Source organism: Nocardiopsis sp. NPDC006139, assembly GCF_040614155.1.
Taxonomy (GTDB): Bacteria; Actinomycetota; Actinomycetes; order Streptosporangiales; family Streptosporangiaceae; genus Nocardiopsis; species Nocardiopsis changdeensis.
Map to the genome: position 1 here is coordinate 36,570 of NZ_JBEXTT010000012.1, position 26,385 is coordinate 62,954.

General features: G+C 73.4%; 22 protein-coding genes, 1 pseudogene, 1 CRISPR repeat array and 1 riboswitch. Of the genes and pseudogenes, 16 read left to right on the top strand and 7 right to left on the bottom strand.

Annotated features, from left to right (window positions below; all coding sequences use genetic code 11):
- Window positions 1-212: 212 nt before the first annotated feature.
- The 8 genes from ABZ249_RS17470 to ABZ249_RS17505 all read left to right on the top strand — a co-directional run bounded on the left by ABZ249_RS17470 (window position 213) and on the right by ABZ249_RS17505 (window position 9,319).
- Window positions 213-1,040 carry a hypothetical protein gene (locus ABZ249_RS17470; RefSeq protein WP_355263629.1) on the top strand — a complete coding sequence of 276 codons (828 nt, stop codon included), beginning with the start codon at window positions 213-215 and terminating at the stop codon, window positions 1,038-1,040.
- Between the two features lie 41 nt (window positions 1,041-1,081).
- Window positions 1,082-1,903: direct repeats of the CRISPR family, unit length 29 nt; unit sequence GGAGCCATCCCCGCGTGCGCGGGGAGCAG.
- A gap of 342 nt (window positions 1,904-2,245) precedes the next feature.
- The gene (locus ABZ249_RS17475; protein ID WP_355263632.1) at window positions 2,246-3,295 is read left to right on the top strand and encodes an STM4015 family protein; all 1,050 of its coding nucleotides are present in this window, start codon (window positions 2,246-2,248) and stop codon (window positions 3,293-3,295) included.
- 5 nt (window positions 3,296-3,300) lie between these two features.
- A complete protein-coding gene (locus tag ABZ249_RS17480; RefSeq protein ID WP_355263635.1) occupies window positions 3,301-4,362 on the top strand; it encodes an STM4015 family protein in 1,062 nt (353 codons plus the stop codon).
- On the top strand, window positions 4,359-5,480 hold the full coding sequence (locus tag ABZ249_RS17485) for an STM4014 family protein (protein ID WP_355263638.1): 1,122 nt from the start codon (window positions 4,359-4,361) through the stop codon (window positions 5,478-5,480). The genes ABZ249_RS17480 and ABZ249_RS17485 overlap by 4 nt, the downstream gene beginning before the upstream one ends.
- A gap of 8 nt (window positions 5,481-5,488) precedes the next feature.
- Entirely contained in the window at window positions 5,489-6,334 is an 846-nt protein-coding gene (locus tag ABZ249_RS17490) for an STM4013/SEN3800 family hydrolase (RefSeq protein ID WP_355263641.1), read from the top strand.
- A complete protein-coding gene (locus tag ABZ249_RS17495) occupies window positions 6,331-7,650 on the top strand; it encodes an STM4012 family radical SAM protein (protein WP_355263644.1) in 1,320 nt (439 codons plus the stop codon). Before ABZ249_RS17490 ends, ABZ249_RS17495 begins: the two co-directional genes overlap by 4 nt.
- Window positions 7,650-8,507, top strand: a complete 858-nt coding sequence (locus ABZ249_RS17500; protein WP_355263647.1) for an STM4011 family radical SAM protein — start codon at window positions 7,650-7,652, stop codon at window positions 8,505-8,507. Before ABZ249_RS17495 ends, ABZ249_RS17500 begins: the two co-directional genes overlap by 1 nt.
- A gap of 8 nt (window positions 8,508-8,515) precedes the next feature.
- A complete protein-coding gene (locus tag ABZ249_RS17505; protein ID WP_220564772.1) occupies window positions 8,516-9,319 on the top strand; it encodes an HAD family hydrolase in 804 nt (267 codons plus the stop codon).
- Between the two features lie 367 nt (window positions 9,320-9,686).
- On the opposite strand, the gene ABZ249_RS17510 is transcribed toward ABZ249_RS17505, so the two are convergent.
- On the bottom strand, window positions 9,687-10,001 hold the full coding sequence (locus ABZ249_RS17510) for a multidrug efflux SMR transporter (protein WP_355264089.1): 315 nt from the start codon (window positions 9,999-10,001) through the stop codon (window positions 9,687-9,689).
- 36 nt (window positions 10,002-10,037) lie between these two features.
- A riboswitch (guanidine-III (ykkC-III) riboswitch) is annotated at window positions 10,038-10,101 on the bottom strand.
- 448 nt (window positions 10,102-10,549) lie between these two features.
- Between ABZ249_RS17510 and ABZ249_RS17515 the strand changes: the two genes are divergently transcribed.
- The 7 genes and pseudogenes from ABZ249_RS17515 (at window position 10,550) to ABZ249_RS17545 (ending at window position 18,044) form a co-directional block, all read left to right on the top strand.
- On the top strand, window positions 10,550-10,945 hold the full coding sequence (locus ABZ249_RS17515; protein ID WP_355263650.1) for a DUF485 domain-containing protein: 396 nt from the start codon (window positions 10,550-10,552) through the stop codon (window positions 10,943-10,945).
- Window positions 10,945-12,624: a cation acetate symporter gene (locus ABZ249_RS17520; RefSeq protein ID WP_355264092.1), complete on the top strand. Its 1,680-nt coding sequence runs from the start codon at window positions 10,945-10,947 to the stop codon at window positions 12,622-12,624. The genes ABZ249_RS17515 and ABZ249_RS17520 overlap by 1 nt, the downstream gene beginning before the upstream one ends.
- A 397-nt stretch (window positions 12,625-13,021) precedes the next feature.
- Window positions 13,022-14,038: a histidine kinase gene (locus ABZ249_RS17525; RefSeq protein ID WP_220564770.1), complete on the top strand. Its 1,017-nt coding sequence runs from the start codon at window positions 13,022-13,024 to the stop codon at window positions 14,036-14,038.
- Window positions 14,035-14,865, top strand: coding sequence for a LytTR family DNA-binding domain-containing protein (locus tag ABZ249_RS17530; protein WP_220564769.1), 831 nt, complete (start codon window positions 14,035-14,037; stop codon window positions 14,863-14,865). The genes ABZ249_RS17525 and ABZ249_RS17530 overlap by 4 nt, the downstream gene beginning before the upstream one ends.
- Window positions 14,862-15,206, top strand: a pseudogene (locus ABZ249_RS17535) (hypothetical protein); the annotation flags it as partial. The gene ABZ249_RS17530 and the pseudogene ABZ249_RS17535, both read left to right, overlap by 4 nt.
- Before the next feature lie 200 nt (window positions 15,207-15,406).
- A complete protein-coding gene (locus ABZ249_RS17540; protein WP_355263654.1) occupies window positions 15,407-17,059 on the top strand; it encodes a cation acetate symporter in 1,653 nt (550 codons plus the stop codon).
- A 262-nt stretch (window positions 17,060-17,321) separates the two neighbouring features.
- A complete protein-coding gene (locus tag ABZ249_RS17545) occupies window positions 17,322-18,044 on the top strand; it encodes a hypothetical protein (RefSeq protein ID WP_355263657.1) in 723 nt (240 codons plus the stop codon).
- 61 nt (window positions 18,045-18,105) lie between these two features.
- Here the strand turns inward: ABZ249_RS17545 and ABZ249_RS17550 are convergent, their stop codons facing one another.
- From ABZ249_RS17550 to ABZ249_RS17570, 5 genes are all read right to left on the bottom strand, one after another.
- Window positions 18,106-18,891, bottom strand: a complete 786-nt coding sequence (locus ABZ249_RS17550) for a hypothetical protein (RefSeq protein ID WP_355263660.1) — start codon at window positions 18,889-18,891, stop codon at window positions 18,106-18,108.
- Window positions 18,892-19,187: 296 nt separating this feature from the next.
- A complete protein-coding gene (locus tag ABZ249_RS17555; protein ID WP_355263663.1) occupies window positions 19,188-19,382 on the bottom strand; it encodes a (4Fe-4S)-binding protein in 195 nt (64 codons plus the stop codon).
- Window positions 19,379-19,552 carry a hypothetical protein gene (locus ABZ249_RS17560; RefSeq protein ID WP_355263666.1) on the bottom strand — a complete coding sequence of 58 codons (174 nt, stop codon included), beginning with the start codon at window positions 19,550-19,552 and terminating at the stop codon, window positions 19,379-19,381. The genes ABZ249_RS17555 and ABZ249_RS17560 overlap by 4 nt, the downstream gene beginning before the upstream one ends.
- A gap of 198 nt (window positions 19,553-19,750) precedes the next feature.
- Window positions 19,751-21,547, bottom strand: coding sequence for a phosphoenolpyruvate carboxykinase (GTP) (locus ABZ249_RS17565; protein ID WP_355264095.1), 1,797 nt, complete (start codon window positions 21,545-21,547; stop codon window positions 19,751-19,753).
- Between the two features lie 724 nt (window positions 21,548-22,271).
- Window positions 22,272-23,177 (bottom strand): universal stress protein, encoded by a 906-nt coding sequence (locus ABZ249_RS17570; RefSeq protein WP_355263668.1) that lies wholly within the window; start codon window positions 23,175-23,177, stop codon window positions 22,272-22,274.
- A gap of 254 nt (window positions 23,178-23,431) precedes the next feature.
- Here ABZ249_RS17570 and ABZ249_RS17575 point away from each other — a divergent pair, with 254 nt between their 5' ends.
- Window positions 23,432-24,142, top strand: a complete 711-nt coding sequence (locus tag ABZ249_RS17575; RefSeq protein ID WP_355263671.1) for a DUF998 domain-containing protein — start codon at window positions 23,432-23,434, stop codon at window positions 24,140-24,142.
- On the opposite strand, the gene ABZ249_RS17580 is transcribed toward ABZ249_RS17575, so the two are convergent.
- Complete coding sequence (locus ABZ249_RS17580; protein ID WP_355263674.1) at window positions 24,132-26,279, bottom strand: ATP-binding domain-containing protein; 2,148 nt, start codon at window positions 26,277-26,279, stop codon at window positions 24,132-24,134. The genes ABZ249_RS17575 and ABZ249_RS17580 overlap by 11 nt on opposite strands.
- Window positions 26,280-26,385: the final 106 nt, after the last annotated feature.

Here is a 26,385-nt window from a genome sequence, read left to right on the forward strand (position 1 = left end):
AGCGACGCCCTCCGGCAATGGCTGAGGGCTCCAGGCGGGTGAGCAACCCTCTTCGGTCAGGTCCCATAGGAACGTGCCGCCTTCGCCCCTTGCGATGGACGCCGAACGATTCCCTCCGGGGGTGGTTGAGGGTCCCGGTCGGGTGGACGAACGGCTGGGGGGCGGTCAGAACGATCGGTGGAGCAAATGCGCATATCGCCTAGGGTGCTGGGGTGAGCAGACGTCGGGAGTTGAATCTGGCCGTGGTCGTGCAGACCGCGGCCGCGGCCGCGGTGGTGCTGGCGGTGGGCGCGTTCCTGATCGTGTTCTGGCTCGGGCCAGGGGTAGGGGCCGCTCTGGTCACGGCCGGCGCCGTGGTGGTCGCCGTCGTTGTGGCGGCGGTGGGGTTCGTGCTGTTCAAGCTTCGTGAGGGGCCGAAGGACGCGGAGGTCGTCGCGGCTTATCTTCCGGTGCTGACCGCCGAATGGTCGCAGGCCGCCGAGGAGGCGAAGCGTCTGTCCGGGGCGGGGGATGTCGTTGACCGCGATGTGTTGACCGGGCACCTCTGGGCCGCCGAACAGGTGCTTTTCAACCAGGAAGCTCCCGTGCGGACCGCTGACGGGATCACCAGGGCGAGCGGTCACATCGCCGAGGCGCGGTACCTCCTTGCGGTCGCCGAAGCACTCGGCCGGGGCGGGCCCAGACCGCACCGGGGTGCGCCCTGTTTCTTCGATCCCGCGCACGGGCCGCTCACGGACAAGGTCCGGTTCAACCCGGAGGGCGGGGCGGACCGTACCGTCTCGGCATGCCGTTCGTGTCGTGCCTTGGTCGAGGCCGGGGAGGTTCCGCCGAGCAAGCAGGTGGCGGTGGGTGGGATACCGACCGACTACTGGCGCGCGGGGTGGGTGTCGGTTCCTTACGTTGATGGGTATTGGCAGCAGCGCCGGTTTCCGGACCATGAGCTGCATCGGCTTCGCCGTGGCCTCAAGCTGACCTGGGACCCTGCCGAGACGGAGCTTCCCGCGCACCTGGACCGCGAGCCGCCCTGGTACGCGGGATAGGGGTTTCCTGGACACGAACCGGAGCACTTCAGGTCTGGTCCGGAGCCATCCCCGCGTGCGCGGGGAGCAGATGCCGGAGTGGTCCTACATGGCCGCCAGGGCGGAGCCATCCCCGCGTGCGCGGGGAGCAGCTCCCTGGCGGGGGTGACGGCGTGAGCACCCTGGAGCCATCCCCGCGTGCGCGGGGAGCAGTAGACCGCTGTGGTCCCCGGTGGTCTGCTGTAGGAGCCATCCCCGCGTGCGCGGGGAGCAGTGGGCGGCTGCCGAGTCGGACCGGATCCTCAGGGAGCCATCCCCGCGTGCGCGGGGAGCAGGCGGCCGCGGAGGAGTACGCGACCTTCGACGAGGAGCCATCCCCGCGTGCGCGGGGAGCAGCCTCCCCGTCGCCGGCTTCGCTGCCCTGGCGGGGAGCCATCCCCGCGTGCGCGGGGAGCAGTGGGGCCCCGGCAAGGAGTTCGACGCGTTCGCGGAGCCATCCCCGCGTGCGCGGGGAGCAGAGAGCAGGTTGGTCGGTCAGAGGCCGTTCGGTGGAGCCATCCCCGCGTGCGCGGGGAGCAGCGCTGGAACTCCAGCTTCCACACGCCGATCAGGGAGCCATCCCCGCGTGCGCGGGGAGCAGCCAGGATGGTCTCCGAGGCCTGGTAGGTCATGGGAGCCATCCCCGCGTGCGCGGGGAGCAGTGCGCCGGGTGCATCAGGGGTGGCCACACCCTGGAGCCATCCCCGCGTGCGCGGGGAGCAGCGTTCCAGGGGCGAAAGTAGCCCACACGCTACGGAGCCATCCCCGCGTGCGCGGGGAGCAGCCCCAGCAGGACGCCAACCGCATGGCGGCCGAGGAGCCATCCCCGCGTGCGCGGGGAGCAGGCTCGTTGACCTGCTCGGATTACAACGTCAACCAGCCGAATTTGCAAGTTCCCAAGAAACGGACATTCCACCCGGTAACGTGTTGCTCACTGTAGCGGCCAAGCACAGCGCCAGCAGCTGATTCACCTATCCGCTTTCGGGGCCGGGGCGGGGCGGCCGGGCGGTGTTCTTTCTCCGGGGTGCGAGCGGATGCGGCCCTTGGTGGGGCGGGGGCTTTCGTGCATCCACCCCTCCGGGGGACGGAACGTCGCCGGGGGCTGCTAAACCTGGAACCCCCCGAAACCCCAGCTGGCGGAGTGCGTTCCGCCGTGCTCCCTCCACCGTCCCGGCCCCGAGGTCCCCATGCCCATCCATCACCACATCACCGAGTTCGGCGGGCTTCCCGTCGTCGACTTCCCCTCCTGGGAGGTTCTGCGCGGGTCCGAGTACCCGGTCCGGGACGATTGGGCTCCCCCCTCCCCCGCGCCCGCGCTGCCCGCCGCCGGGTCGGTCGCGTGGCGGCTGCGCACCGCCTCCTCCCCCCAGGTGTGGCGCGGCGACGAGGCCGGCCGGGTGCGCCTGCCGCACCTGGAGACCGTCGCCGGCTACCTGGACCGGTTCTTCGCGGAGGTCGCCGTCGAGGAGGTGACCGCCCTCATCCTGGCCGACCTGCCCGGCCACGACTACGACACCCACATGGACGAGACCGTCGACGTCCTCCTAGAGCGCACCGGCCGGCTGGCCGGGCTGCGCTCGCTGTTCGTCGGCGAGATCCTCCCCGCGGAGCGGTCCGTCTCCTGGATCAGGAAGTACGACATCGCGGATCTGGTCGCCGCCCTGCCCCGGCTGCGGCACCTGACGGTGCGCGGCGGCGCCGACGGCTTCGGCATCGGGTTCGGGCGGCACGAGCACCTGGAGGAGCTGGTCGTGCAGAGCGGGGGCCTGGACCCGGACCTCCTGCGGCGGATCGTCGGCCTGGACCTGCCCGCCCTGCGGAACCTGGAGCTGTGGCTGGGCGACGAGGACTACGGCGGCGGCGCGGCCCCCGACGACCTCGCGCCCCTGCTGTCCGGGAAGGCCTTCCCCCGCCTGGAGCGCCTGGGCGTGCGCAACGTCCGGGGCCTGGACGACTGGGTCCACGCGCTGGCCGACGCCCCCGTGCTCTCCGGCGTCCGCGAACTCGACCTCTCCCTGGGCACCCTCACCGACGACGGGGCGCAGGGGATCGTCGACCGGGCCGCCGCCTTCGCCCACCTGGAGCGCCTGGACCTGCACCACCACTTCCTCTCCGAGGAGATGTGCGCCCTGGTCGCCGACGCCCTGCCCGGGGTGGCCGTCGACCTGTCCGACCCCAGGGAGCCCGAGGACGAGGACGAGGACGAGCTCTTCTACTACTGCGCCGTCTCGGAGTGATCCGCATGCCCAACAGCCACCACATCGAGGAGTTCGCGGGGCTGCCCGTCGCGGAGTTCGCCTCCTGGGAGGGCATCCGCGACGACTTCGACACCGCCATGCGCTGGGCGTACAACCGGGGGGAGCTCCACGAGGAGCTGCCGCCGTCCTACGAGCCCCTCTTCCGGGCGCTGGCCGATCCCGGCTCGTACGCCTGGCGGCTGCGCACGGTCTCGCCGCGCTACCGCAGGCCCTTCGAGACGCTGCCCGAGTACCTCGACCGCTTCACCTCGCTCGTCCCCGGGAAGAAGCTCCGCGCCCTGGTGGTCGGCAACCTGGTCGAGGACGAGGACGACATGGACGCGGAGCGGGTCGCCGGGGAGCTCGTGCGGCGCGCCGGGGGGTGGCCCGAGGTCCGGTCGCTGTTCTTCGGGGAGGTCCTCCAGCAGGAGAACGAGATCTCCTGGATCGACCTGTGCGACCTCGCGCCGCTGGTCGCCGCCTTCCCCAGGCTGCGCCGCCTGGTGGTGCGCGGGGGCTCCCGGGAGCTGGGCCTGCACCTGCCCGAGCACCGGTGGCTGCGCGAGCTGACGGTGGAGAGCGGCGGCCTGCGCCCGGAGGTGGTGCGGGACGTGTGCGCCTCGGACCTGCCCGGGCTGCGGAGCCTGGAGCTGTGGCTGGGCGACGAGGACTACGGTGGCGGCGCCACCCCCGACGACCTCGCGCCGCTGCTGTCCGGCGGTGCCTTTCCCAAGTTGGAGCACCTGGGCCTGCTCAACACCCGCGGTGTGGACTCCTGGGTCGCGCCGCTGGCGGGCTCGGAGGTCCTGGCCCGGGTGCTCTCGCTCGGCCTGGACCTGGGCGACCTCACCGACGAGGGCGGCCGCGCGATCATCGAGCACGCCGGCGCCTTCGCCCACCTGGAGCGCCTGGGTCTGCACCACCACTTCCTCTCCGAGGAGGTGCAGGCGGGCATCCGCGCCGCCCTGCCCGGGGTGGACGTGAACCTGTCCGCGCCCCAGGAGCCCGAGGTGTACGACCACGGCGACACGACCGAGCTCCACTACTACACGGTGGTGTCCGAATGATCCGCGAACGCCCCCTCGTGGTGGTCGGCGTCCCCGGCAACCGGCGCCTGGACCTGTTCCGGGCCGCCGCCGCGGCCTCCGGGTGGCCCGAGCCGGCCGTCCTGCCCTGGTACGACCTGGCGGCGGGCCCCGTGGAGATCCCGGCCGGCGCGCTGGTCCGGGTGGACTCCCCCGGCGGCGACGTCGCCACCGAGCGCCTGCTGCGCGGCTGGGACCACGACCCCGACCTCTACCGCGCCGAGGGCACCGGCGACCACCACGCCGGGTTCCGGGCCGCCCTGGCCCGCCTCGCCGACGCGGTCGCGGCGGCTCCCGGCGCGCACCTGCTCCAGAACGTGGACGACCTGGTCGTCATGTGCGACAAGCGCCGCTGCCACGCCCGCCTGGAGGCCGCCGGGGTCCCGGTCCCGCCCGCTCCGGACGCCCCGGTCCGCGACTACCGGGAGCTGCGCGCCGCCATGGAGCGGCACCGCTGGCCCCGGGTGTTCGTCAAGCCCGCGCACGGCTCCTCGGCCTCCGGGGTGATCGCCCTGGCCACCGCCCCGGGAGGCCGCGTCCGCGCCATCACCTCCGCGCACCTGACCCGGGACGGGGACGGCCGCCCCGCCCTGTTCAACAGCCTGAAGCCGTGCACCTACACCCGGGAGGAGGACGTCGCCGCCGTGGTGGACGCCCTGGCCCCGGACGGGCTGCACGTGGAGCGGTGGGTGCCCAAGGCCGGGTTCGCCGGGAAGACCATCGACCTGCGGGTCGTGGTCACCGCCGGGAAGGCGCACCACGTGGTGGTGCGCTCCTCCGCCACCCCCATGACCAACCTGCACCTGGGCAACGCCCGCGGCGACCTGGAGGCCCTCAAGGCCCGGGTCGGCCCGGCCGCGTGGGACGCGGCGATGGCCGTGGCCGAGGCCGCCGCCGGGTGCTTCGACACCCTGCACGCCGGGGTGGACCTGATGGCCACCCCCGGCTGGCGGTCGTTCGCGGTGTGCGAGGTCAACGCGTTCGGCGACCTCATCCCCGGGGTCCTGCACGAGGGCCGCGACACCTACGCCGAGCAGCTGCACGCCCTGGACACCGGCCGCCGCCCCGTCCCGCCCGCACCGGTCGGCAGCGCATCCTGAGAGAGAACATGGACACCACCCTTCCGGACATGAACGCCGTGGTGGGCACGCACGACATCCTGCTGCTCACCCTGGACACCCTGCGCTACGACGTCGCCGTCGAGCTGGCCGAGGCCGGGCGCATCCCCAACCTGGCCCGGCTCCTGCCGGGCGGCCGGTGGGAGGAGCGGCACGCCCCGGGCAGCTTCACCTACGCCTCGCACCTGGCGATGCTCGCCGGGTTCCTGCCGACGCCCGCCGCGCCGGGACCGCACCCGCGGCTGTTCGCCGCCGCCTTCCCGGGGAGCGTGTCCACCGCCCCGCGCACGTGGACGTTCGACACCCCCGACCTGGCCTCGGGGCTGGCGGCCGCCGGGTACCGCACGGCCTGTGTGGGCGGCACCGGGTTCTTCAACCGTAGGTCGGCCGTGGGCTCGGTCATCCCGGACATGTTCCAGGAGAGCCACTGGGAGGAGTCGTTCGGCGTCGCCGACCCGCACTCCTTCGAGAACCAGGCGGCGCGGGCCGTGCAGGTCGCCCGGTCCGGGGAGCGGCCGCTGTTCCTGCTGCTCAACGTGGCGGCCCTGCACCAGCCCAACTGGTTCCACCTGCCGGGGGCGACCCGCGAGGCCGGGGACACCCGGGAGAGCCACGCCGCCGCCCTGGAGTACGTCGACCGGCACCTGCCCCCGGTGCTGGAGGCGATGGCGGCCCGCCGACCCTGCTTCGCGATCGTGTGCTCCGACCACGGCACCGCCTACGGCGAGGACGGGCACACCGGGCACCGGATCGGCCACGAGGTCGTGTGGACGGTGCCCTACGCCCACTTCTTCCTGCCGCACGGATACACCACCGCCGAGGAGGCCACCGCGTGACGACCCTGCCCCTGGCCACCGATTCCCCGTACCGCTCCTACGTGTACGCCTACCCGCACAAGAGCGCCTACCGCCCCTTCGCCGACCGCCCCCTGCTGGCCGACCTGTGGCGGGACGAGGACGTGCGGGCGCTGTCGCTGTACCTGCACATCCCGTTCTGCGAGATGCGCTGCGGGTTCTGCAACCTGTTCACCCGCTCCACCCCGCCCGCCGAACAGGTCTCCGCCTACCTGGACGCGTTCGAGCGCCAGGCGGGGACCGTGGCCGCCACCCTGCCCGACGGCACCGGGTTCGCCCGCGCCGCCCTGGGCGGCGGCACCCCCACCTACCTGGAGGCCGACGAGCTGACCCGGGTGTACGACGTGCTGGAGTCGGCCTTCGGGGTGGACCTCACGGCCGTCCCGATGTCGGTGGAGACCTCCCCGGCCACCGCCACCGCCGACCGCCTCGCGGTGCTCCAGGAGCGCGGGGTCACCCGGATCAGCATGGGCGTGCAGAGCTTCATCGACTCCGAGGCGCACGCCGCCGGGCGCCCGCAGAAGCGCGCCGAGGTCGACCGGGCGCTCGAACTGATCCGCGCGCACACCACGGCCGACCTCAACGTGGACCTCATCTACGGGATCGACCGCCAGGACGAGCGCACCTGGGCCTACTCCCTGGACACGGCGCTGGAGCACGCACCGGAGGAGGTCTACCTCTACCCGCTCTACGTGCGCCCGCTCACCGGGCTGGGCCGCCGGGGCCGCTCCTGGGACGACCACCGGCTGGCCCTGTACCGGCAGGGCCGCGACCACCTGCGCGAACGCGGCTACGAACAGGTGTCGATGCGCATGTTCAGGCGCGCCGACGCCCCCCGGGCCCAGGGCCCCGACTACTGCTGCCAGACCGACGGCATGGTGGGCCTGGGCTGCGGCGCCCGCTCCTACACCACCGCCGCGCACTACTCCTTTGACTACGCCGTCGGCATCGGCCAGGTGCGCTCGATCATCGCCGACTACATCGGGCGCGACGCCGCCGACTTCGCCCGCGCCGAGGTGGGCTTCCTGCTGGACGACGACGAACGGCGCCGCCGCCACCTGCTCCAGTCGCTGCTGCGCACCGAGGGCATGGCCGCCGGCGACTACACGTCCCGGTTCGGCTCCCACCCGCGGGAGGACTTCCCGGACCTGTTCGCCGCCCTGGACCGGCGCGGCTGGCTCGCCGAGGGCGACCGCCTGCTGCTCACCGAGGAGGGCCTCGCGCACTCCGACGCCGTCGGACCGCTGTTCTTCTCCGACCGGGTGAACGCCCTCATGACCGAATACGAGGCCCGCTGATGCTGACCCTTCTGTACCGGGGGCCGCTGGCCAGCTGCGACTACGACTGCCCGTACTGCCCGTTCGCCAAGCGCCGCGACAACCCGGAGACGCTGCGCGCCGACCGCGCCGCCCTGGAGCGGTTCGAGGACTGGGTGGCGGCCGCCGACACCCGTATCTCGGTGCTGTTCACCCCCTGGGGCGAGGGGCTGGTGCGGTCCTGGTACCGCAGGGCCCTGGTCCGGCTGAGCGCCCTGGAGCACGTGGAAAGGGTGGCCATCCAGACCAACCTGAGCGGCCGCCTCGAATGGCTGGCCGACTGCGACCTCTCCTCGACGGCGCTGTGGACCACCTACCACCCCGGCCAGGTCACCCACGAGCGCTTCGCCGCCAAGGCCCGCCGCCTGGTCGAACTCGGGGTGCGGTTCAGCGTGGGCGTCGTGGGCGAGCCCGAGCACCTCGAAGCGGCCCGGCGCATGCGCGCCGACCTGCCCGAGGACGTGTACCTGTGGGTCAACGCCGCCGAGGGCCGGACCTACACCGACGACGAGGCCGCCCGATGGCAGGCGCTCGACCCGCACTTCCACTACAGCCGCCACCCGCACCCCAGCCTGGGCGTGCCCTGCCGGACGGGCGACAGCGTGCTCTCCGTGGACGGCGACGGCAACGTGCGGCGCTGCCACTTCGTGGACATCCCCATGGGCAACCTCTACGACGGCTCGTTCCGGGAGAAGCTGGGCCGCAGCGGCTGCCCGCTCGCCACCTGCGACTGCCATATCGGCTACGTGCACCTGGAGTCGCTCGACCTCTACGACGTGTTCCGCGGCGGCGTACTGGAACGCATCCCGATACCGGAGCGTCACCGGATCCGGACATAATCCGGAACATGGTCTTTCCCCGGGTCATCGCGACCGACCTCGACGGCACCCTCCTCGGCCTCGACGGCCGTGTCTCCGAACGCAACCGCCGAGCCCTGACCGCGGCCGTGGCCGCCGGCGTGAAGCTGGTCCTGTCCACTGCGCGCCCGCCGCGCACCACCCACCACATCGCCTCCCTCTTCACCTGCTCCGCGGTGCTCTGCGGCAACGGAGCGGTGGCCCAGCTGCCCGGGGCCGACCCCCTCATCCGGGCGCTGGACACCGCCACCGCCGGAACCGTCATCGGCGAACTGCGCGGCGCCCTGCCGGGCGTGGGCTTCGGTGTGGAGACGGGAACGGACTTCTACCACGACCCCCACTACGACCTGGAGCCCTGGGTGCCGCGCGACTGGGTGCGCGAGGTGGTCGACTCCACCGACACCCTCCTGGAGCGGGCGCGCCCCATCACCAAGCTCCTCGTCCGCTCCCAGGGGGTCCCGGTGCACATCCTGCACGAGACGGCCGCCCAGGCCGTGGGCACCATGGTCGAGGTCACCTACTCGGGCGGCTTCGGCCTGCTGGAGATGAGCGCCTCGGGCGTGGACAAGGGCAGCACCCTGGCGATGGTGTGCGAGCGCTGGGGGGTGTCGGCGGACGAGGTCGTGGCCTTCGGGGACATGCCCAACGACCTGCCCGCCCTCTCCTGGGCCGGCGCCGGCTACGCCATGGCGAGCGGCCACCCCGCCCTCCTCGACCCCGCCCTGGGCCTGCGCACCGCACCCCCCGCCCACGAGGACGGCGTAGGCCGCATCGTCGAACAACTCCTCACCTGACACCACCCCCGACCGGCCCCCGCCACAACCGCAGGGCATCACAGCACCCCCGCCCCAGGGGGTGAAGGCCGCGCGTACCCACGGCCCCAGGGGGTGGGGGAAGGAAGAACCGCGCCCCGCTCCAGGAGGCGTTGCCTTCCGTGACCGCCGTGCCACCGGCCCCACGGGGTGAAAGCCGCACGCACCCGCCCCCGGGAACACCTTTGCCTGTGTCTGCGCCGAGGGCGCACACACGGGCAAAGGACGAGAACAAGGCTCCGGACCCGAACGATCCCCCGAGCCGATGGACCGGCACGCACCGGCACGGACCGACAACGGGCCGGTCCGGCCGCCCCACCGGTTCAGCGCTCCCGCCCGGCGGACCGGGTCAGTGCAGAAGCTTGAGGCCGATCACACCGGAGACGATGAGCAGCAGGCACAGCGCCTTGGGCAGGCTGAACCCCTCACCCAGGAAGAACATGCCCACCAGCGCGGTGCCGACGGCGCCGATGGCCACCCACACCGCGTACCCCGTGCCCACCGGAATGGTGCGCAGGGCATAGGCCAGGCCGCCCATACTGGCGACCAGGGTGACACCGAAGCTCACGGTCGGCCACAGGCGGGTGAATCCCTTCGACGCGCTGAGCGAGATGGCCCAGGCGGTCTCCAACAGTCCGGATACGATCAGCACGATCCAGGCGATCATCGGTTCCAACCCTCCACGACGAGAACGGTCATTCCGACGCCGTCTTGTCCTGACCGGGTACGGCGCACCTCGTCCGGGGTCCTCTGGGAACCGGGGCCGCGCCTTGGCGCGGTGTTGGTCATGTACAAGCTACAACGGCCCCTCCGCCCGCGCCCTTCCACCCCCCGTGGAGATCCCCCTCACCGGCGCCCCGCCGCCCCCACCACCGACGCCTCCCTCCGATCCCCCGGCAGCCGGGCCCCAAGCCCCGGTCTCCCCGCCGCGCCCCCGCCCCGACCACGCGCCCTCGACCGCTGGCCGACCGTTCGTCCCGTATCACGACCGTTCACCGCACGGTCGGCGACCGCTCGCCGCGCCGCTCCCGCGTTCGGCGCGCACGCCCGCGCGCCCCCTCCTGGTCGGGCAGTGCGACTCCTTACAGTGCCGAGTAATACAGGTCACATTCGAGAAATCGGACGTCAACACCCGAGAAATCGAATGCCGCCCCCCGTACCACCGCGATCACACCCGCACCGTCCAGCCCATCCCCCCGGAGGTTCCACGCCATGACGATCGAGCGGTCCCCGAAGGACCCCTCACCGCCGCCGAACGGCGACGGCTCCGAACTGAGCGCTGAGGCCGCAGTCGCCATGCACTCCGACCCGCGCTTCCAGCTGCTCAAGAAGCGCCTGTACCGCTTCATCTTCCCGGCGAGCCTGGCGTTCCTCGCCTGGTACCTCCTGTACGTCCTGATGTCGGCCTTCGGCCGGGACGTCATGGGCACGGTGCTCTTCGGCAACGTGAACGTGGCCCTGGTCTTCGGCGTGCTCCAGTTCGTGTCGACCTTCGGCATCGCGATCTGGTACACGCTGTACGCCCGCCGCAACCTGGACCCCGCCGCCGCCGACGTGCGCGAAGCCCTCCAGAAGAACCTCCGGAAGAACCAGGGGGACGCCTCGTGATCGAGCTCGCCCAGGAGGCGACGACGAGCGAGAGCTCCCGCCTCGTCACCATCATCCTTTTCTCCCTCATGGTCGCGGCCACCCTCGGGATCACCGTGTGGGCGGGCCGCCAGACCAAGTCCGCCACCGACTTCCACTCCGGCGGCCGGAGCTTCTCCCCGCTCCAGAACGGCCTGGCCATCGGCAGCGACTACATGTCCGCCGCGTCCTTCCTCGGCATCGCGGGCATGATCGCCCTGTTCGGCTACGACGGCTTCCTGTACTCCATCGGCTTCCTCGTCGCCTGGCTCGTAGCCCTGCTGCTCGTCGCCGAGCTGCTGCGCAACTCCGGCCGCTACACCATGGGGGACGTCCTCTCCTTCCGGATGCAGCAGCGCCCGGTGCGCACCGCGGCGTCGGTCTCCACCCTGGTGGTGTCGATCTTCTACCTGCTGGCCCAGATGGTCGGCGCCGGCGCCCTCATCGCCCTGCTCCTGGGCATCCAGGAGGGCCAGACCTTCCTCGGCATGGACGCCGCCACCGCCAAGATCGTCGGCATCGTGGTCGTCGGCCTGCTGATGACCATCTACGTCACCTTCGGCGGCATGAAGGGCACCACCTGGGTGCAGATCGTCAAGGCGATCATCCTCATGGCGGGCGCCGCCCTGCTGACGGTGCTCACCCTGAGCCTGTACGGCTTCAACCTGGGCGCGCTCATGGGCGACGCCGCGCAGGCCAGCGGCCAGTCCGGGTTCCTGGAGCCGGGCCTGCGCTACGGCGTCGAGGTCGAGGGCGACCCGCTCCAGACCATGTGGAACAAGCTCGACCTGATCAGCCTGGGCCTGGCCCTGGTACTGGGCACGGCGGGCCTGCCCCACATCCTCATCCGGTTCTACACCGTTCCGGACTCCCAGAGCGCCCGCAAGTCGGTGAACTGGGGCATCGGCCTCATCGGCGCCTTCTACCTGATGACCCTGGTGCTGGGCTTCGGCGCCGCCGCCCTGGTCGGCCACGAGGCGATCCGCGCGCAGGACGCGGCGGGCAACACCGCCGCCCCGCAGCTGGCGCAGACGGTCGGCGAGAGCATCGGCGGGGAGATGGCCGGGGCGGTACTGCTGGCGATCATCGCCTCCGCCGCGTTCGCCGCGATCCTGTCGACGGTCGCGGGCCTGGTCATCGCCTCCTCCTCGTCCCTGGCGCACGACTTCTACAACTCGGTCCTGCGCCGCGGAAAGGCGTCCGGCACCGAGGAGGTGCGGGTCGCCAAGCTCGCCGCCCTGGGCGTCGGCGTGGTGTCCATCGTGCTGGCGGTGTTCGCCCAGAGCCTCAACGTGGCCTTCCTGGTCTCGCTGGCCTTCGCGATCGCGGCCTCCGCCAACCTGCCCACCCTCCTGCTGAGCCTGTTCTGGAAGCGCTTCAACACGCGCGGCGCCCTGGCCGGCATCTACGGCGGCCTCATCAGCGCCGTCGGCCTGGTCTTCTTCTCCCCGGTCGTCTCCGGGTCGGAGACCGCGCTCATCCCGGGTGCCGACTTCTCCTGGTTCCCGCTGCCCAACCCGGCCCTGGTGTCGGTGCCGATCAGCATCCTGTGCGCCGTCATCGGCACGCTCACCTCCAAGGAGCAGGACTTCGAGAAGTTCGCCCTGCTCCAGGTCCGCGCCCTGTCCGGCGCGGGCGCCGAGAAGGCCTCGGACCACTAGCCCGCCCAGGGCCGGAGCCCCTCACCGGGGTTCCGGCCCCATGACCCCGCCCCATGGACCCACAGAGGATCCGGGACGCCATCGGTGGCCGCACTCCCGTCCGGGGGTGCACCCTGCCTCCGGGTCCCCGGCCACCGCCCCGGCTCCCCTTCCCACCGGGCCCGTCACCCCCACGGGTGGCGGGCCCGCTCCATGCCACCCCGCCCTCCCGTGCTCTTCCCCACCCGCCCCTCCACCCGACATCCCCACAGCGACCGAAAGGTGACCCAGACAACGTGAGCGCCGACACACTTTGCTGGGATATCGTCGTCATGTGTCGTACCGGTGGCCGTCGTGGTTGTCCCCCTCCCGACGTCGCCGTCCCGAGTCGTCGGAGACTCTGGCGAGCGTCGAATTGATGCGCCAGGTCCACGCTCTGGGCGTCGACCTCCGGGACGGGCTGCACGGCAGGAGCGTGCCCGCCGCGGCCAAGCGGCTGCGGCGGCTCCTCGGCGCCGAGGGCGTCGTCCTGGCCGACCTGGACGGCCCGGTGGCCGGCCACGGGAGGCGTCCGGAGCCGGAGGAGGTGGACTCCCTGCTCTCCCAGGTGTTCGAATACGGCAGCAACGTCCGGACCCGGCTCAAGGACGGGACCACGGTCTGCGCCGTCCCCCTCAACGTCGCCGACGAGATCTCCGGGGCCCTGCTCGCCTCCGGCGACCCGGTCGAGGCCGACGTGGAGGCGGCGGCCGCCCTCGTCTCCGACTCTCTGGACCACGCGGCGCTGCGCCGGGCCCGGGCCCGGATCGCCGCCGCCGACCTGCGCACCCTGCGCGCCCAGATCTCCCCGCACTTCGTGCACAACGCGCTGGCCGTCATCGCGGCGCTGGTGCGCACCGACCCGGACCGGGCCCGGCACCTGCTGTCGGACTTCGCCGACTACCTGCGGTACGGCTTCTCCGAGAAGGGCGACTACGCCACGGTCGCCGACGAACTGGAGGCGGTGCAGACCTACCTCGAACTCCAGCGGGCCCGGTTCCACGACCGGCTGGACATCACCGTGCGGATGGCCCCGGAGGTGCTGCCGGTGGCGATCCCCTTCCTGGTGGTGCAGCCGATCGTGGAGAACGCGATCCGGCACGGCCTGGAGCGCAAGGAGGGGCGCGGGCACATCAGCGTCTCGGGGTTCGGCGAGGGGCCGCTGTGCGTCATCGAGATCGAGGACGACGGCGTGGGCATGCACCCGGACCTGGCCCGCGCCCTGCTGGCGGGGACCGGCCCGGAGTCGCGCAGCATCGGCCTGGCCAACGTGGACCAGCGGCTGCGCGCCGTCTACGGACCCGAGTACGGTCTGGTGATCGAGACCGCGTTGGGGGAAGGGACCAAGGTGACCGTGCGCGTTCCGAGGTTCACCAGGGGGGTGGTGGCGCAGTGAAGTCCGCGCTCCGCGTCCTGGTGGTGGAGGACGAGGCGTCCACCCGCCAGGAGATGGCGGCGCTGCTCGGCGACATGCCCGAGGTGGCGCAGGTGCTGGTGGCCGAGAACGGTGCCGCGGCCGTGCGCCTGCTCGGGGTGGAGAGCATCGACGCGGCGTTCCTGGACATCCTCATGCCGGGGCTGGACGGCATGGACGTGGCCCGGGTGCTGAGCGTCATGTCCGAGCCGCCGTCGATCGTGTTCGTGACGGCGTCGGAGGCGCACGCGGTGGAGGCGTTCGGCATCGGCGCCGTGGACTACCTGCTCAAGCCGATCCGTCCGGAGCGGCTGGCCGAGGCGGTGGGGCGGATCGCTCAGCTGCGCCGCCCCGAGGCGGCCGCTCCCCCGGCGGAGGACCTGCACGTGGTGCAGATCGACACGGGCCGCCGGACGGTGTTCGTCAAGCGCGACGACGTGCAGTTCGTCGAGGCGCAGGGCGACTACGTGCGGCTGCACACCGCCGAGGGCGGCCACCTCATCCGGCTGTCGCTGTCCTACCTGGAGGAGGTGTGGGCGTCGGCCGGATTCGTCCGGGTGCACCGGGGCTTCCTCATCGCCATCCCGTGGGTGCGCGACCTGCGGGTGACGTCCTCCTCCGGGCTGGTGGCGGGCACCCCGGCCGGGGACGTACCGGTGAGCCGCAGGCACGGCCGGCACCTGCGCGCCCGGCTGCTGGAGGCGGCCCGCCGGGACCAGCTGGGGCGCGCCGCCAACGCCCAGACCACCGCCCCCGCCCCCCGGCCGCGGGACGGTGAACCCGACGGTTCGGCGCGGCGGACGCCATGAGCCCGCGGCGGGAGAAGCTGACCAGCCCGCAGACCCGGATCGCGCTGGCCCGGGGCAACCGCCCGGCCCAGCACCTGTTGCCGATCCCCGGGCCGGTGGACACCGAGGCGGCGCGGCGGCTCTTCCACCGCCAGCGCCGGACGGCGGTGCGCACGGTGGGGCTGCTGTCGCTGCTGCTGTTCGGGATGAGCGGGGCGTTCGCGCTGTGGCCGCAGCTGACGCAGTCGCGGGTGGCGGGTGTCCCGCTGTCGTGGGCGCTGGTCGTGGCGGCGGTGTACCCGCTGCTGTTCCTGTTGGCGCTGTGGCACGTGCGGTCCGCCGAACGGGCCGAGGCGCGGTCCGCGCGGGCGGCCGCGCGGCAGACCCCCCGACAGCCCGCCCAGCACCCCCCGGAGCACACGGCCGCAGAACACGAGACCACGGAGCCCGAGACCACAGGGCCCACCACCGCCCCGCCCTCCCCCCGCTCCCCGGAGCACACCGCCACGGAGCACCCGCCCGCCGACGGGAAGGACCCCGACAGAAAGGCCCCCGACGAGCCGTGATCTCCGTCCTGGCCATCGGCCTGGTGCTGGTCACCAGCCTCGTCATCGGCATCTACGGGGTCCGCGCGGCCCGCTCCACCTCCGACTTCCTGGTGGCCTCGCGCCGGGTGTCGCCGAACTGGAACGCCCTGGCGATCGCCGGCGAGTACCTCTCGGCCGCCTCGGTGCTGGGCCTGTCCGGGCTGCTGCTCAAGAACGGCCTGGGCACCATGTGGTACGCGGTGGGGTTCTGCGCGGGCTACGTGGCGGTGGTGGCCCTGGTGGCGGGGCCGATGCGCCGGTCGGGCGCGTTCACGGTGCCGGACTTCGCCGAGTACCGGCTGGGCGCGCCCCGGCTGCGCAAGCTGTGCGGCTGCGTCGTGCTGGTGATCATGCTGCTGTACCTGGTGCCGCAGTTCAAGGGCGCCGGGGTGGTGCTGGCGCTGGTCAGCGGCACTCCGTACTGGGTGGGCGTGGTGCTGGCCGGGATGGTGGTCAGCGGGTCGATCGCGGCCGGGGGGATGCGCTCGGCGACGTACGTGCAGGCGTTCCACTACGTGGTCAAGCTGCTGTTCATCGCGATCCCGGCGGTCTACCTGGTGGCGCACGCGGGCGCCGACCTGCGGGCGCAGGCGCTGCACCCGGAGTGGGGGACGCACTTCGCGCAGACGACGCCGGTGGAGTTCACGGTGGACACCACCTTCGGCCTGGACGAGCCGGTGACGGTGACCGCCCCGGACGGCGCGCGGGTGGACCTGGAGGCCGGCGACCACACGGTGGCCGAGGGGACACGGCTCGTGTTCCCGGCGGGGGCGGCGGTGCCGCACCCGGAGGGCCTGCCGGACCTGGGCGGGGAGCGCTGGAGCACGCCGCTGCTGGACTCGGGCGGGTACCCGCTGTTCGAGACGTGGTCGACGCTGCTGGCGATCACGCTGGGCTGCATGGGGCTGCCGCACGTCATCATGCGCTTCCACACCAGTCCGTCGGCGCGGATCGCGCGCCGGGTGGCGGTGGGGGTGATCGCCCTGCTGGGCCTGTTCTACCTGTTCCCGGTGGTGTACGGGCTACTGGGCCGGGTGCTGACCCCGCATCTGGTGCTGTTGCAGGGGACGGACACGGTGGCGGTGGTGCTGCCCGCGCAGGCGGTGCCGGGCGCGGCGGGGACGATCCTGACGGCGCTGGTGGCGGCGGGGGCGTTCGGGGCGTTCCTGTCCACGTCGTCGGGGCTGCTGCTGGCGCTGGCGGGCGGGCTGTCGCACGACCTGTTCCAGGGGAGCGTGCCGCGGCTGCGGCTGGCGGTGGCGGTGGGCGCGTGCGTGGCGGTGCTGCTGGCCCTGCCCGCCGAGAAGATCGACATCAACGTGCTGGTGGTGTGGGCGTTCACGGTGGCGGCGTCGACGTTCTGCCCGCTGCTGGTGCTGGGGATCTGGTGGCGCAGGCTCACCCTGCCCGGCGCGGCGGCGGGGCTGGCCGTGGGCGGGGTGACGGCCACCGGGGCGGTGGGGTGGTCGCTCCTGCTGCCGACCCCGCCGGGGTGGGCGACGGTGCTGCTGGCCCAGCCGGCGGCGTGGACCATCCCGTTGGCGTTCGCGACGATGGCGGTGGTGTCCTGGCTGACCCGGCCGCCGGACTGGGCCGAGCACGCGGTCCTGCGCCTGCACTCCCCCTGAGCCCGCCCCTCGCCCCCGGCCGCAGCCGACTCCACCCGTTCTCGTCCGCATCCGTCCCGGATTCCCCTACGCCCTCCCGCCCCTTCCGCTCGCCCCCCGGTTCCACCCGACGCCCACCCGCCCGGACCCCTCTGTCTCCTCGGCCTCCTCGGCCTTCCCGGGCCCTTCGACCCCCTCGCCCCCCGCCGTGGTGTTCCGGCCCCGTCGGCCGCCGTGAACCCGTACGATCTCCGAGTGTCATACAACGAGCACGAGGAGTGATATGAGGTCCCCCCGCCGCACCCTTGCCGCCCTGGTGACGGGCCTACTGCTGATCGGCGGCGCCCCTGCGGCCCGGGCCGCCGTCCCCGACCCCGGGACTGCGGTCTCCCAGGGTCCCGTGTCGGTCTCCGCCGGGGAGGACGGGGTGCGGGTGGACGCCCCGGGCGTGAACGTGGTGAACGGCCCCGACCGCGTCGAGGTGGAGGTCGGCCGGACCCCCGTGTCCCATGTCCTGATCTGCGCCGACGGGACCCGGGTGGTGGTCCACTCGGGCCGGGCCCCGGACTGCCCGCCGCGTGGGCCGCGGCCCGTCCCGCCGGAGCCCGTGCCGCCGAAGCCGGTGCCGCCCTCTCCCGAGGAGCCGCCCGCGGAGGAGCCCCCGGGCGTTCCGGAGCCGCAGCCCCGCCTGCCGCGCACGCCCGAGAGCCCGCAGGAGCGGCCCGCTCCGCCGCGGGAGACGCCCGCCCCCGGCGCGGAGCCCGCCGTCTCCCCGAGCCCCGGCGCCGCGGCCCCCGCCTCCCCCGAGGAGGAGCCCCCGGTGTCCGCCCGGCGCGAGGTGCCCGTGGAGGCGGCCGCCGCCCTGCCGGTGGCGGACATGACCGGAGGTGGGGCGACCGTCTCTCCGGCCTTCGGCTCGATGCGCACGTCGGCGGTCCTGCTGGTCGTGGTGGCCGTGGCCGCGGGCGCGTCCGCGGGGGCGGCCGCCCGCGCGAGCCGGCAGTAGCCGGCGCTGACCGGTGGCCGCCGACAGCGGTCGGCGGCCACCGACTGCGTTACGGCGGCGGTCAGTGGGCGGACACCGGGGTGGCCAGGGCCTGGTCGATGGCGTCGAGGCCGGCCAGGGCCTCCTCGAACCCGCCCGGGTCGTGGGCCAGGAGCCCGCTGAACGGGTGGCCCATGTAGAACAGCAGCACCACCGTGGCGAACACGAACGCCAGGTTGGCCGCCGCCCAGAAGTAGGCGATCCGGGAGCCGCGCCGGAGCATGGCGAAGGGCAGCACCGCGACGGCGATCGCCGAGAGCGCGGCGATGCCGGTGAGCAGCGGGGGCATGCCCTCGGTGGCCGCGTCAGCGCGCTCCAGACGGGCCTCCCCCAGGGCGTTCAGCTCCTGGCGGGCGGTGAGCCGGTCCAGCCCGTCGCCGGTGTCGGAGACCGACAGGGACCGCACCGACGCCGCCAGGGCGGCGTAGGCGGCGTCGCCCTCCGCGCTGAGCCCCTCGGCCGCCTCCATGGCGGGCCAGTCGTCCTCGATCACGGCGCCCAGGTAGGCGCGCAGCCGATCGCGGACCTCCTCGGACTCGTCCTCGGGCAGGGCGACGGTGCTCCAGTACAGGGACTGGGCGGAGCCGACCTCCGCCATCACCCCGTCCTCGGCGCCCTTGTAGCCCTCCCATCCGATGACCACGCCCATGGCGGCCGAGCCGAGGTAGAGGGCCAGGACACAGGGCGCCACGACGATGCCGACGGCACCGCCCGATTCCCCGTCGTCGACCCGGAAGCGGCCGGCGGCCAGGACGGCCCCCGCGACCATGACGGCCAGGACGGCGAGGATGAGGAGCAGGGTGAGCATTTGGGGTTCCCGAGGGCAGATTTCGTCACTGTCGGTCACATGATTAGCACGTACCGGAATCCCCTTGTGGGAGTTCGTGGAAACACCCGCAAATGTTCGGTTGGCGTTGCGGCCCGAACGCACGGGCCCTGCCACCAGGACCGGAACCCCGCACGCCGCACCCGTCACCGGAACACCCCACCGCCGGAACACGCCCGCCGAAACCCGGGCGGGGCGGCCCCGCCCCCCCGCCTCCCCGGCTCGGCCCGTTGCCCGTCGCCCACCGGCCCTCGAACCCCGGCCACCGCCCCCCGAACTCAGGGCACGAGGGCGACCGCCCCCGACGGGCACGTGTCCACCGCACGGCGGACCGCCGGGTCCCCGGGGTCGGGGGCGTCCCCGCCCACCGGCTCCACCAGCCCTTCTTCGGGGTCCTGGTCGAACACGCCGGGCGCGCCGAGGACGCACATCCCGGCCCCGATGCAGAGCGAACGATCGAGCGCGACCCTCACCGGATCACCCGCCCGTCCAGTTCGACGTCCTCCAGCGCGACGCGCACCGTGGTGTGCGCGATGGTCAGGTACCGCAGCAGTTCCTCGACGGCCCGGAGCCGCCGACGAGCTGCGGCCCCTGCTCGTACCCGGGGCCGCCGGAGCGGCGGAGATCCCGGAGTCCCCGACACCCCCGGAACCCTCGAAGCCCCAGGGCCCCTCAGAGTCCTCGGAGACCTCGAAGTCCGCAGACCCGGCCGAAAGGACGGACCCGGCGAACCCCTGACCCTCCCCCCCGGAAAGCGCCGGGGCGCGGGCACCGTGCGGTGCCCGCGCCCCGTGCCGACACCGGCCCCGCGCGCGGAAGAAGCGGGGCCGGCGGGATGCCGCTACCGGCCGAGCCGGTCCAGCAGGGCGTGGTACTCGTCCCAGAGCTCGCCCGGGAGGTGGTCGCCGAAGGTCTTGAAGAACTCGGGGACCAGGGCGGCCTCCTGCTTCCAGATCTCGGGGTCGACGGAGAGCAGGAACTCCAGGTCCTCGGCGGACAGGTCCAGGCCCTCGGTGTCGATGCCGCCCTTGGCGGGCAGCAGGCCGATCGGGGTCTCGACGGCGTCGGCGGTGCCCTCCAGGCGCTCCACGATCCACTTGATGACGCGGCTGTTCTCACCGAAGCCGGGCCACACGAAGCGGCCCTCGGCGTCCTTGCGGAACCAGTTCACGTAGAAGATCTTGGGCAGCTTCGCCTGGTCGGCGCCGGCGCCCACCTTGATCCAGTGGGCGAAGTAGTCGCCCATGTTGTAGCCGCAGAAGGGCAGCATCGCGAACGGGTCGCGGCGCAGCTCGCCCACGGTGCCCTCGGCGGCGGCGGTCTTCTCGGAGGAGACGTTGGCGCCCAGGTAGACGCCGTGCTGCCAGCTGAGGGACTCGGTGACCAGCGGGACCGCGGTGGCGCGGCGGCCGCCGAAGAGGATGGCGGAGATCGGCACGCCGGCCGGGTCCTCCCACTCGTCGGCGATGGTCGGGGCCTGCCCGGCCGGGGTGGTGAAGCGGGAGTTGGGGTGCGCCGCGGGCTCGGCGGACGCCGGGGTCCAGGGGCGGCCCTTCCAGTCCGTCAGGTTCGCCGGGGGCTCCTCGGTGAGGCCCTCCCACCACACGTCGCCGTCCTCGGTGAGGGCGACGTTGGTGAAGATGCTGTTGCCCCACAGGGTGTCGATGGCGTTGGCGTTGGTCTTCTCGCCGGTGCCGGGGGCGACGCCGAAGAACCCGGCCTCGGGGTTGATGGCGCGCAGACGGCCCTGGGCGTCGAAGCGCATCCAGGCGATGTCGTCGCCGACGGTCTCGACCTTCCAGCCCGGGATGGTCGGCTGGAGCATGGCGAGGTTGGTCTTGCCGCAGGCGCTCGGGAAGGCGGCCGCGATGTAGTGGGTCTTGCCCTCCGGCGAGGTGACCTTGAGGATCAGCATGTGCTCGGCGAGCCAGCCCTCGTCGCGGGCCATCACCGAGGCGATGCGCAGCGCGTAGCACTTCTTGCCCAGCAGGGCGTTGCCGCCGTAGCCGGAGCCGTAGGACCAGATCTCACGGGTCTCGGGGAAGTGCGAGATGTACTTGGTGGGGTTGCAGGGCCAGGGCACGTCCTCCTGGCCGGGCTCCAGCGGGGCGCCGACGGAGTGGACGGCCTTGACGAAGTCGCCGCGCTCCTCGATCAGGCGCAGGGCGGCGTCGCCCATGCGGGCCATGATGCGCATGGAGACGACGACGTAGGGGGAGTCGGTGATCTCGACGCCGAGCTGGGAGATCTCGCCGCCCAGCGGGCCCATGCAGAAGGGCACGACGTACATGGTGCGGCCGCGCATGGAGCCCTGGAAGACCTCGCCGAAGGTGGCGCGCATCTCGTCGGGGGCGATCCAGTTGTTGGTGGGGCCGGCGTCCTCTTCGCGCTCGGAGCAGATGTAGGTGCGGTCCTCGACGCGGGCCACGTCCGTGGGGTCGGAGGTGCAGTAGAAGCTGTTGGGGCGCTTCTCCGGGTTGAGGCGTTTGAAGGTGCCCTGCTCGACGAGCAGGTCGGTGAGACGGGTCCACTCCTCCTCGGAGCCGTCGCACCAGACGACGTTGTCGGGCCGGGTCAGCTCCGCGACCTCGTGAACCCAGGACACCAGTTCTTCGTGGGAGGTCGGGGCCACGCCCAGATCAATACCGACAGTCACAGCGGCTCCTTCGTGAATCGAGATCCCTCGCATCATGAACGACGCCCCCCTGCGGTGACCAATTGGTATAGGCCAATGGTCTAAAGCTATACGGCTCGAAAGCCGGGAATCCCTGTGCTGCAAGGCTTTCCGGAACGGCACTCATGCGCCGGAAGAGGCCGTGGTGGCGGGTGTTCCATTCCCGGTGGAACCCGATTCCCCCGCAGGCAAGGGGGAGGCACGCCCCTGCGACGACACGCCGTGTCGTTCGTCACACAGGTCCGCGGCCCTGCGCCGGTCCAGCCGTGGGACGCCGGGTGGACCGGTCTCCGGGGGTCCCAGCTCCGGCCTGCGGAGATCCCGGAACGCCCGCGCACGGCCGCATCGGCGCCGTCCGTGCCGGTGCCGCCGTCGAAGCGCTCGACCGCCCCGGCCGCCGGGCGTCTCGCGTACGCGGCACGGCCCGGGGCCGTCCCGTCAGGACGCCTCCCCCTGCGGCGGGGATCGCGTCACCGACCGCCGACGGCGCCGCGACGGCCCGCGCCGTCCGCGTGCGCTCCTTGAGGGCGTGTTGATCGTTCCGGGTCGAGGCCGCGAGGCCGCCTCTCGCCGCGCCGCCTGCGCTCGGACAACCGCCCCCGGACCGGCCTGCGAGAGATCACCGCGCGGCCGCTCCCGGCATTCGGCGCGAGCGCCGGAACGCTCGGAGTCATCCGCCGAACCCGCCCTAGCGGAGTATGGCGACCGGGCCGCGGGCGCCGTGCAGGACCGAGTGGCTGACCGAGCCCAGCAGCAGGCCCCGGAAGCCTCCGCGGCCGCGCGAGCCCACCACGATGAGATCGGCGGGGGTGGCCTCCTCCAGCAGGGCGACCACGGGGTGGGCCCGCACCACCCGGGTGCTCACCGGGACCTGCGGGTGGCGCAGCCGCGCCTGGGCCAGCTCCTCGTCCAGCGACTGGCGGGCGGCCTCGGCGGCGGTGGTGTCGTCGAACAGCTCCGGCGGGATCGGCCCGGTGGCGGCGGCGAACGCCACCAGCGGCTGCCAGGCGCTCACCGCGACCAGCTCGGTGTCGGCGAACTCGGCCTGGGTGAAAGCGAAGTCGACGGCCCGGCGGCTGGGCTCGGACCCGTCGATGCCGACGATGACCCGGCCGCGGACGCCGTGCGCGGCGGCGTGCTCGTGCGGGAGCACCACCACCGGCACCGGGGAGCGGGCGGCCAGCTCGATGCCGACGGAGCCCACGAAGGCGGCCACGATCCCCCGCAGCCCGCGCGAGCCCACCACCACTGCGACGGCCCCCTCGGCGGCGGCCTCGGCCAGCAGCGCGTCCACGGGGCGGGCGTAGGACAGGCGGGTCTGCACCCGGAGTTCGGGGAAGAGCCGCGATATCCAGTCGGCGGCGTAGGACAGCAGGCGCTCGGCGTCGCCGGTGTCGGCCTCGTCCGGGGGGACGTCGAGCCGGGTGTGCGCCCCGAACACCCCGACGGAGGTCAGGGCGCCGGCCGCGGCCACGATCCGCACGCCGAGCCCGCGCAGCACCGCCTGCTGCGCCGCCCACTCCAGGGCGTGGCGGCTGGAGTCGGTGCCGTCGACCCCCACGATCACCCACCGTGTCGTGGTCGGATCGTCCATCGTGCGCACTCCCTCTCCGGCCGGGTCCGTCCGTACGTGCCCGTCTGCTCCGTTCTCTGCATGATGCCGCGCCCAGGCGCACCCGTGGATAACGGTGACGCCGCGAGTTGGCCGAGGCGGGGTCACCCGAGGGGTGACGGAGCGGTCCCCGGGGCATAAGTCCCCCTGACCGACCGGTGTGACCGGGAGCACCCGGGGGTCCTCCGTCCGAGAGACGTGGAGAGGGCTTCGGGTGAGAACGGAGGGCACGCGCGATGTCTTACTCGGGACATTGGCACTGGGACTACCGGGACGGCCGGGTCGCGGCCGTGGCCGCCGCCATCGTGTACAGCCTGTGGGCGCTGGAGGTCATGCTGCCCGGCGGGAGTCTCGTCCAGGGCGCGTCGGCCGACCCGGAGTCGGGGTTCGGCAGATTCCTGGACAGCGCCCACCGCGCGGGGTCGATCCTGGTGGTGCTCGCCGCCGCGCTCGGCCTGACGCTGGGCGCCCGCCGGACCGGCTTCTGGTTGACCGCGTCCTGGTGGTCGATGGCCGTGTTCGGCGCGGCCTCCTTCGTCGCCTCGCTGCTGCCGGGCCGCTGTGTGGTCTCCACGGACGTGGCCTGCGCGTCGGAGGCGCTGGCCGAGGGGGTGGGCGGGGCCACCGCCGCGCAGCCCGTCCTGGCGACCGTCGCGATCGTGGCAGCGCTGGCCGGCGCGGTGACCCTCGCCGTGGACCGGCGCCGGGCCGCCGACCCGGCCTGGATCTGGGCCGCGGCGGTGGCCGCGCTCCAGGCGCTGGCCGCGGTCGCCGTCCTGGTCCTGGCCGTCCGGGTCTCCGGCGGCGACGGCGACCCGGGTGTCGCCCTGGGCCTCCTGGAGCGGGCCCACCTGGTCACGGTCGCCCTGTGGCTGCTGACCGCCGGGATCCTCTCCGGCCCCTGGAAGCGCTCCGGTGTCCGCCGCCCCACCCCCGTCAGCCGCTGACCGGGGCCTCGGCGAGGGGGCCGGGGAGCGGGCGGGAGTGGACGACGTGGAGGGTGCTGACGGCGCGGGTGAGGACGACGTAGAGGCGGTTGAGGCCGCGCTCCTCGGCCTCGGCGATGGCGGCCGGCTCGGCGACGACGACCGCGTCGAACTCCAGGCCCTTGGCCAGGCCCGCCGGGACGGCGACCAGGCGGGCGGCGTCCAGGCCGGTGTCGTCGTCCAGGACCGGGACGTCCAGGCCCTCCGCGGCCAGCTCCTCCAGCAGGGCGGGCAGGTGGGCGTCGGCGGCGATGAGGCCCACCGACCCCTCCCCCTCCAGGGCGGCGCGGCAGGCCCGGGCCACCTGGGCGGCCAGGCCGTCGGCGGCCGGGGTGACCCGCAGTGATCCCGGGGCGCGGCGGACCGCGACCGGGGCGCCCAGCCCCTTGGCGATGGTCGGCAGCAGCCGGGCGGCGAAGTCGATGATCTGCGCGGGCACCCGGTAGCCCCGGTCCAGGACGCTCAGGTGCCCGGTGGGCTTGCCCAGGTGCTCCAGCAGCGTGGACCAGGTGCGGACCGCCGACGGGCTGGTCCCCTGGGCGATGTCGCCCAGGACGGTGAGCGACCCCGACTCGCAGCGGCGCCCGATGGCCCGGCACTGCATGGGGCTGAGGTCCTGGGCCTCGTCCACGACGATGTGGCCCAGTCCCACGGGCCGGTCGATGAGCGCGGCGGCCTCGTCGATGAGCGCCAGGTCCTCCGCCGACCAGCGGGCCGACTTGGGTCCGCGCGGCCTCCCCGGCAGCAGGACGGCGGCCTGCTCCCGCTCGTCGAGGATCCCGTCGGCGGCCCGGGCCAGCCGCTCGGGGTCGGTGAGCAGCCCCAGCACCTGGGCCGTCGGCTCCACCTTGGGCCACAGGGCGGTCACCGCGGAGCGCACCGCCGGGTCGCGGCGGACCTGCTCGTGGGTGCGGTCGTCGCAGACCTCCCCCTCGGACTCCATGAGGGTGAGCACGGTGTGCGCGATGCGGTGGGACAGCAGCTCGCGGCCCGAGCCGTAGGCGACGCCGCGGCCCGCCAACTCGTCCAGCAGGGGCCGCAGGTCCTCCGGGTAGAGCCGCCAGCGGCGCGAGCCGCGGCGCACCATCAGCGCCTCCTCGGGTTCGCGCAGGTGCGACCAGAGGTCGCGGCGGATCACCTCGGCCATGCGGGCGTCGCCCTTGACCCGGGCGGCGAAGGGCTCCTCCGTCCGGCGCACCCACCCGGCGGCGGGCCGGAACCGTTCGGGCAGGCCGCGGGTGAGCAGGTCCCCGACGGTGGTCTGGGTGACGTCGACCTCGCCCAGGGCGGGCAGCACGTCGCGGATGTAGGACAGGAACGACCGGTTGGGCCCGATGATCGCCACACCCGCCCGGGACAGGCGTTCGCGCTCGGTGTAGAGCAGGAACGCGATGCGGTGCAGGCCCACCGCGGTCTTGCCGGTGCCCGGTGCCCCCTGCACGCACAGGGTGGTGCCCAGCGGTGCGCGGACCAGGTCGTCCTGCTCGGGCTGGATGGTGGCGACGATGTCGCGCATCGGCCCGGTGCGGGGCCGCTCGATCTCGGCGGCCAGCAGCTCCCCGGGCCGCTCGTCGGGTGCGGGGGCGCCGGTCAGGTGCTCGTCCTCGAACGCGGTGAGCACCACCTCGGGGTCCCGGCGCGGCCCGTGGTCGAGGGTGGTGAACCCGTACCGCCGGCGCACCAGGACGCGCATCCGGTCGGTGGGCGAGGCGCGGTAGTAGGCGACGCTGATCGGCGCGCGCCAGTCCAGGACCATGGGGCGGCCCTGCGGGTCGTGGACGTGCCGGCGTCCGATGTGGACCCGGTCGGGCCCCCGGCCGGCGTCCTCGTCGAGGAACACGGTGCCGGGGTCGAAGTCGAGGCGGCCGAAGAACAGCGGCGCCCCGGGCAGGTCGGCGAGGGCGGCCAGGCGGCGCTGCCGTCCGCGCTGGAGCGCCGCGTTGGTGACCTTGTCGTTGACGACGTCGCCGAGCATCAGTTCGGTGCCCTCGACCTCCTCGCGCATCGCCCGCAGGGCGGCGCGGGCGGCGGCGAGGGAGTCTCGTTCGGCGACCAGTTCGGGGTCGGCGGGCGTGGTCGTGGGATCGGTCGTGGTCATGCGGACCTCGGGAGGGATCGACGGGACACGGCACGGCCTCGCGCGTGCGCGGGTCCCGCCCCGGTCGCCCTCAGGGCCCGGTTCGTTCCGATCCTCGTGAAGCGCA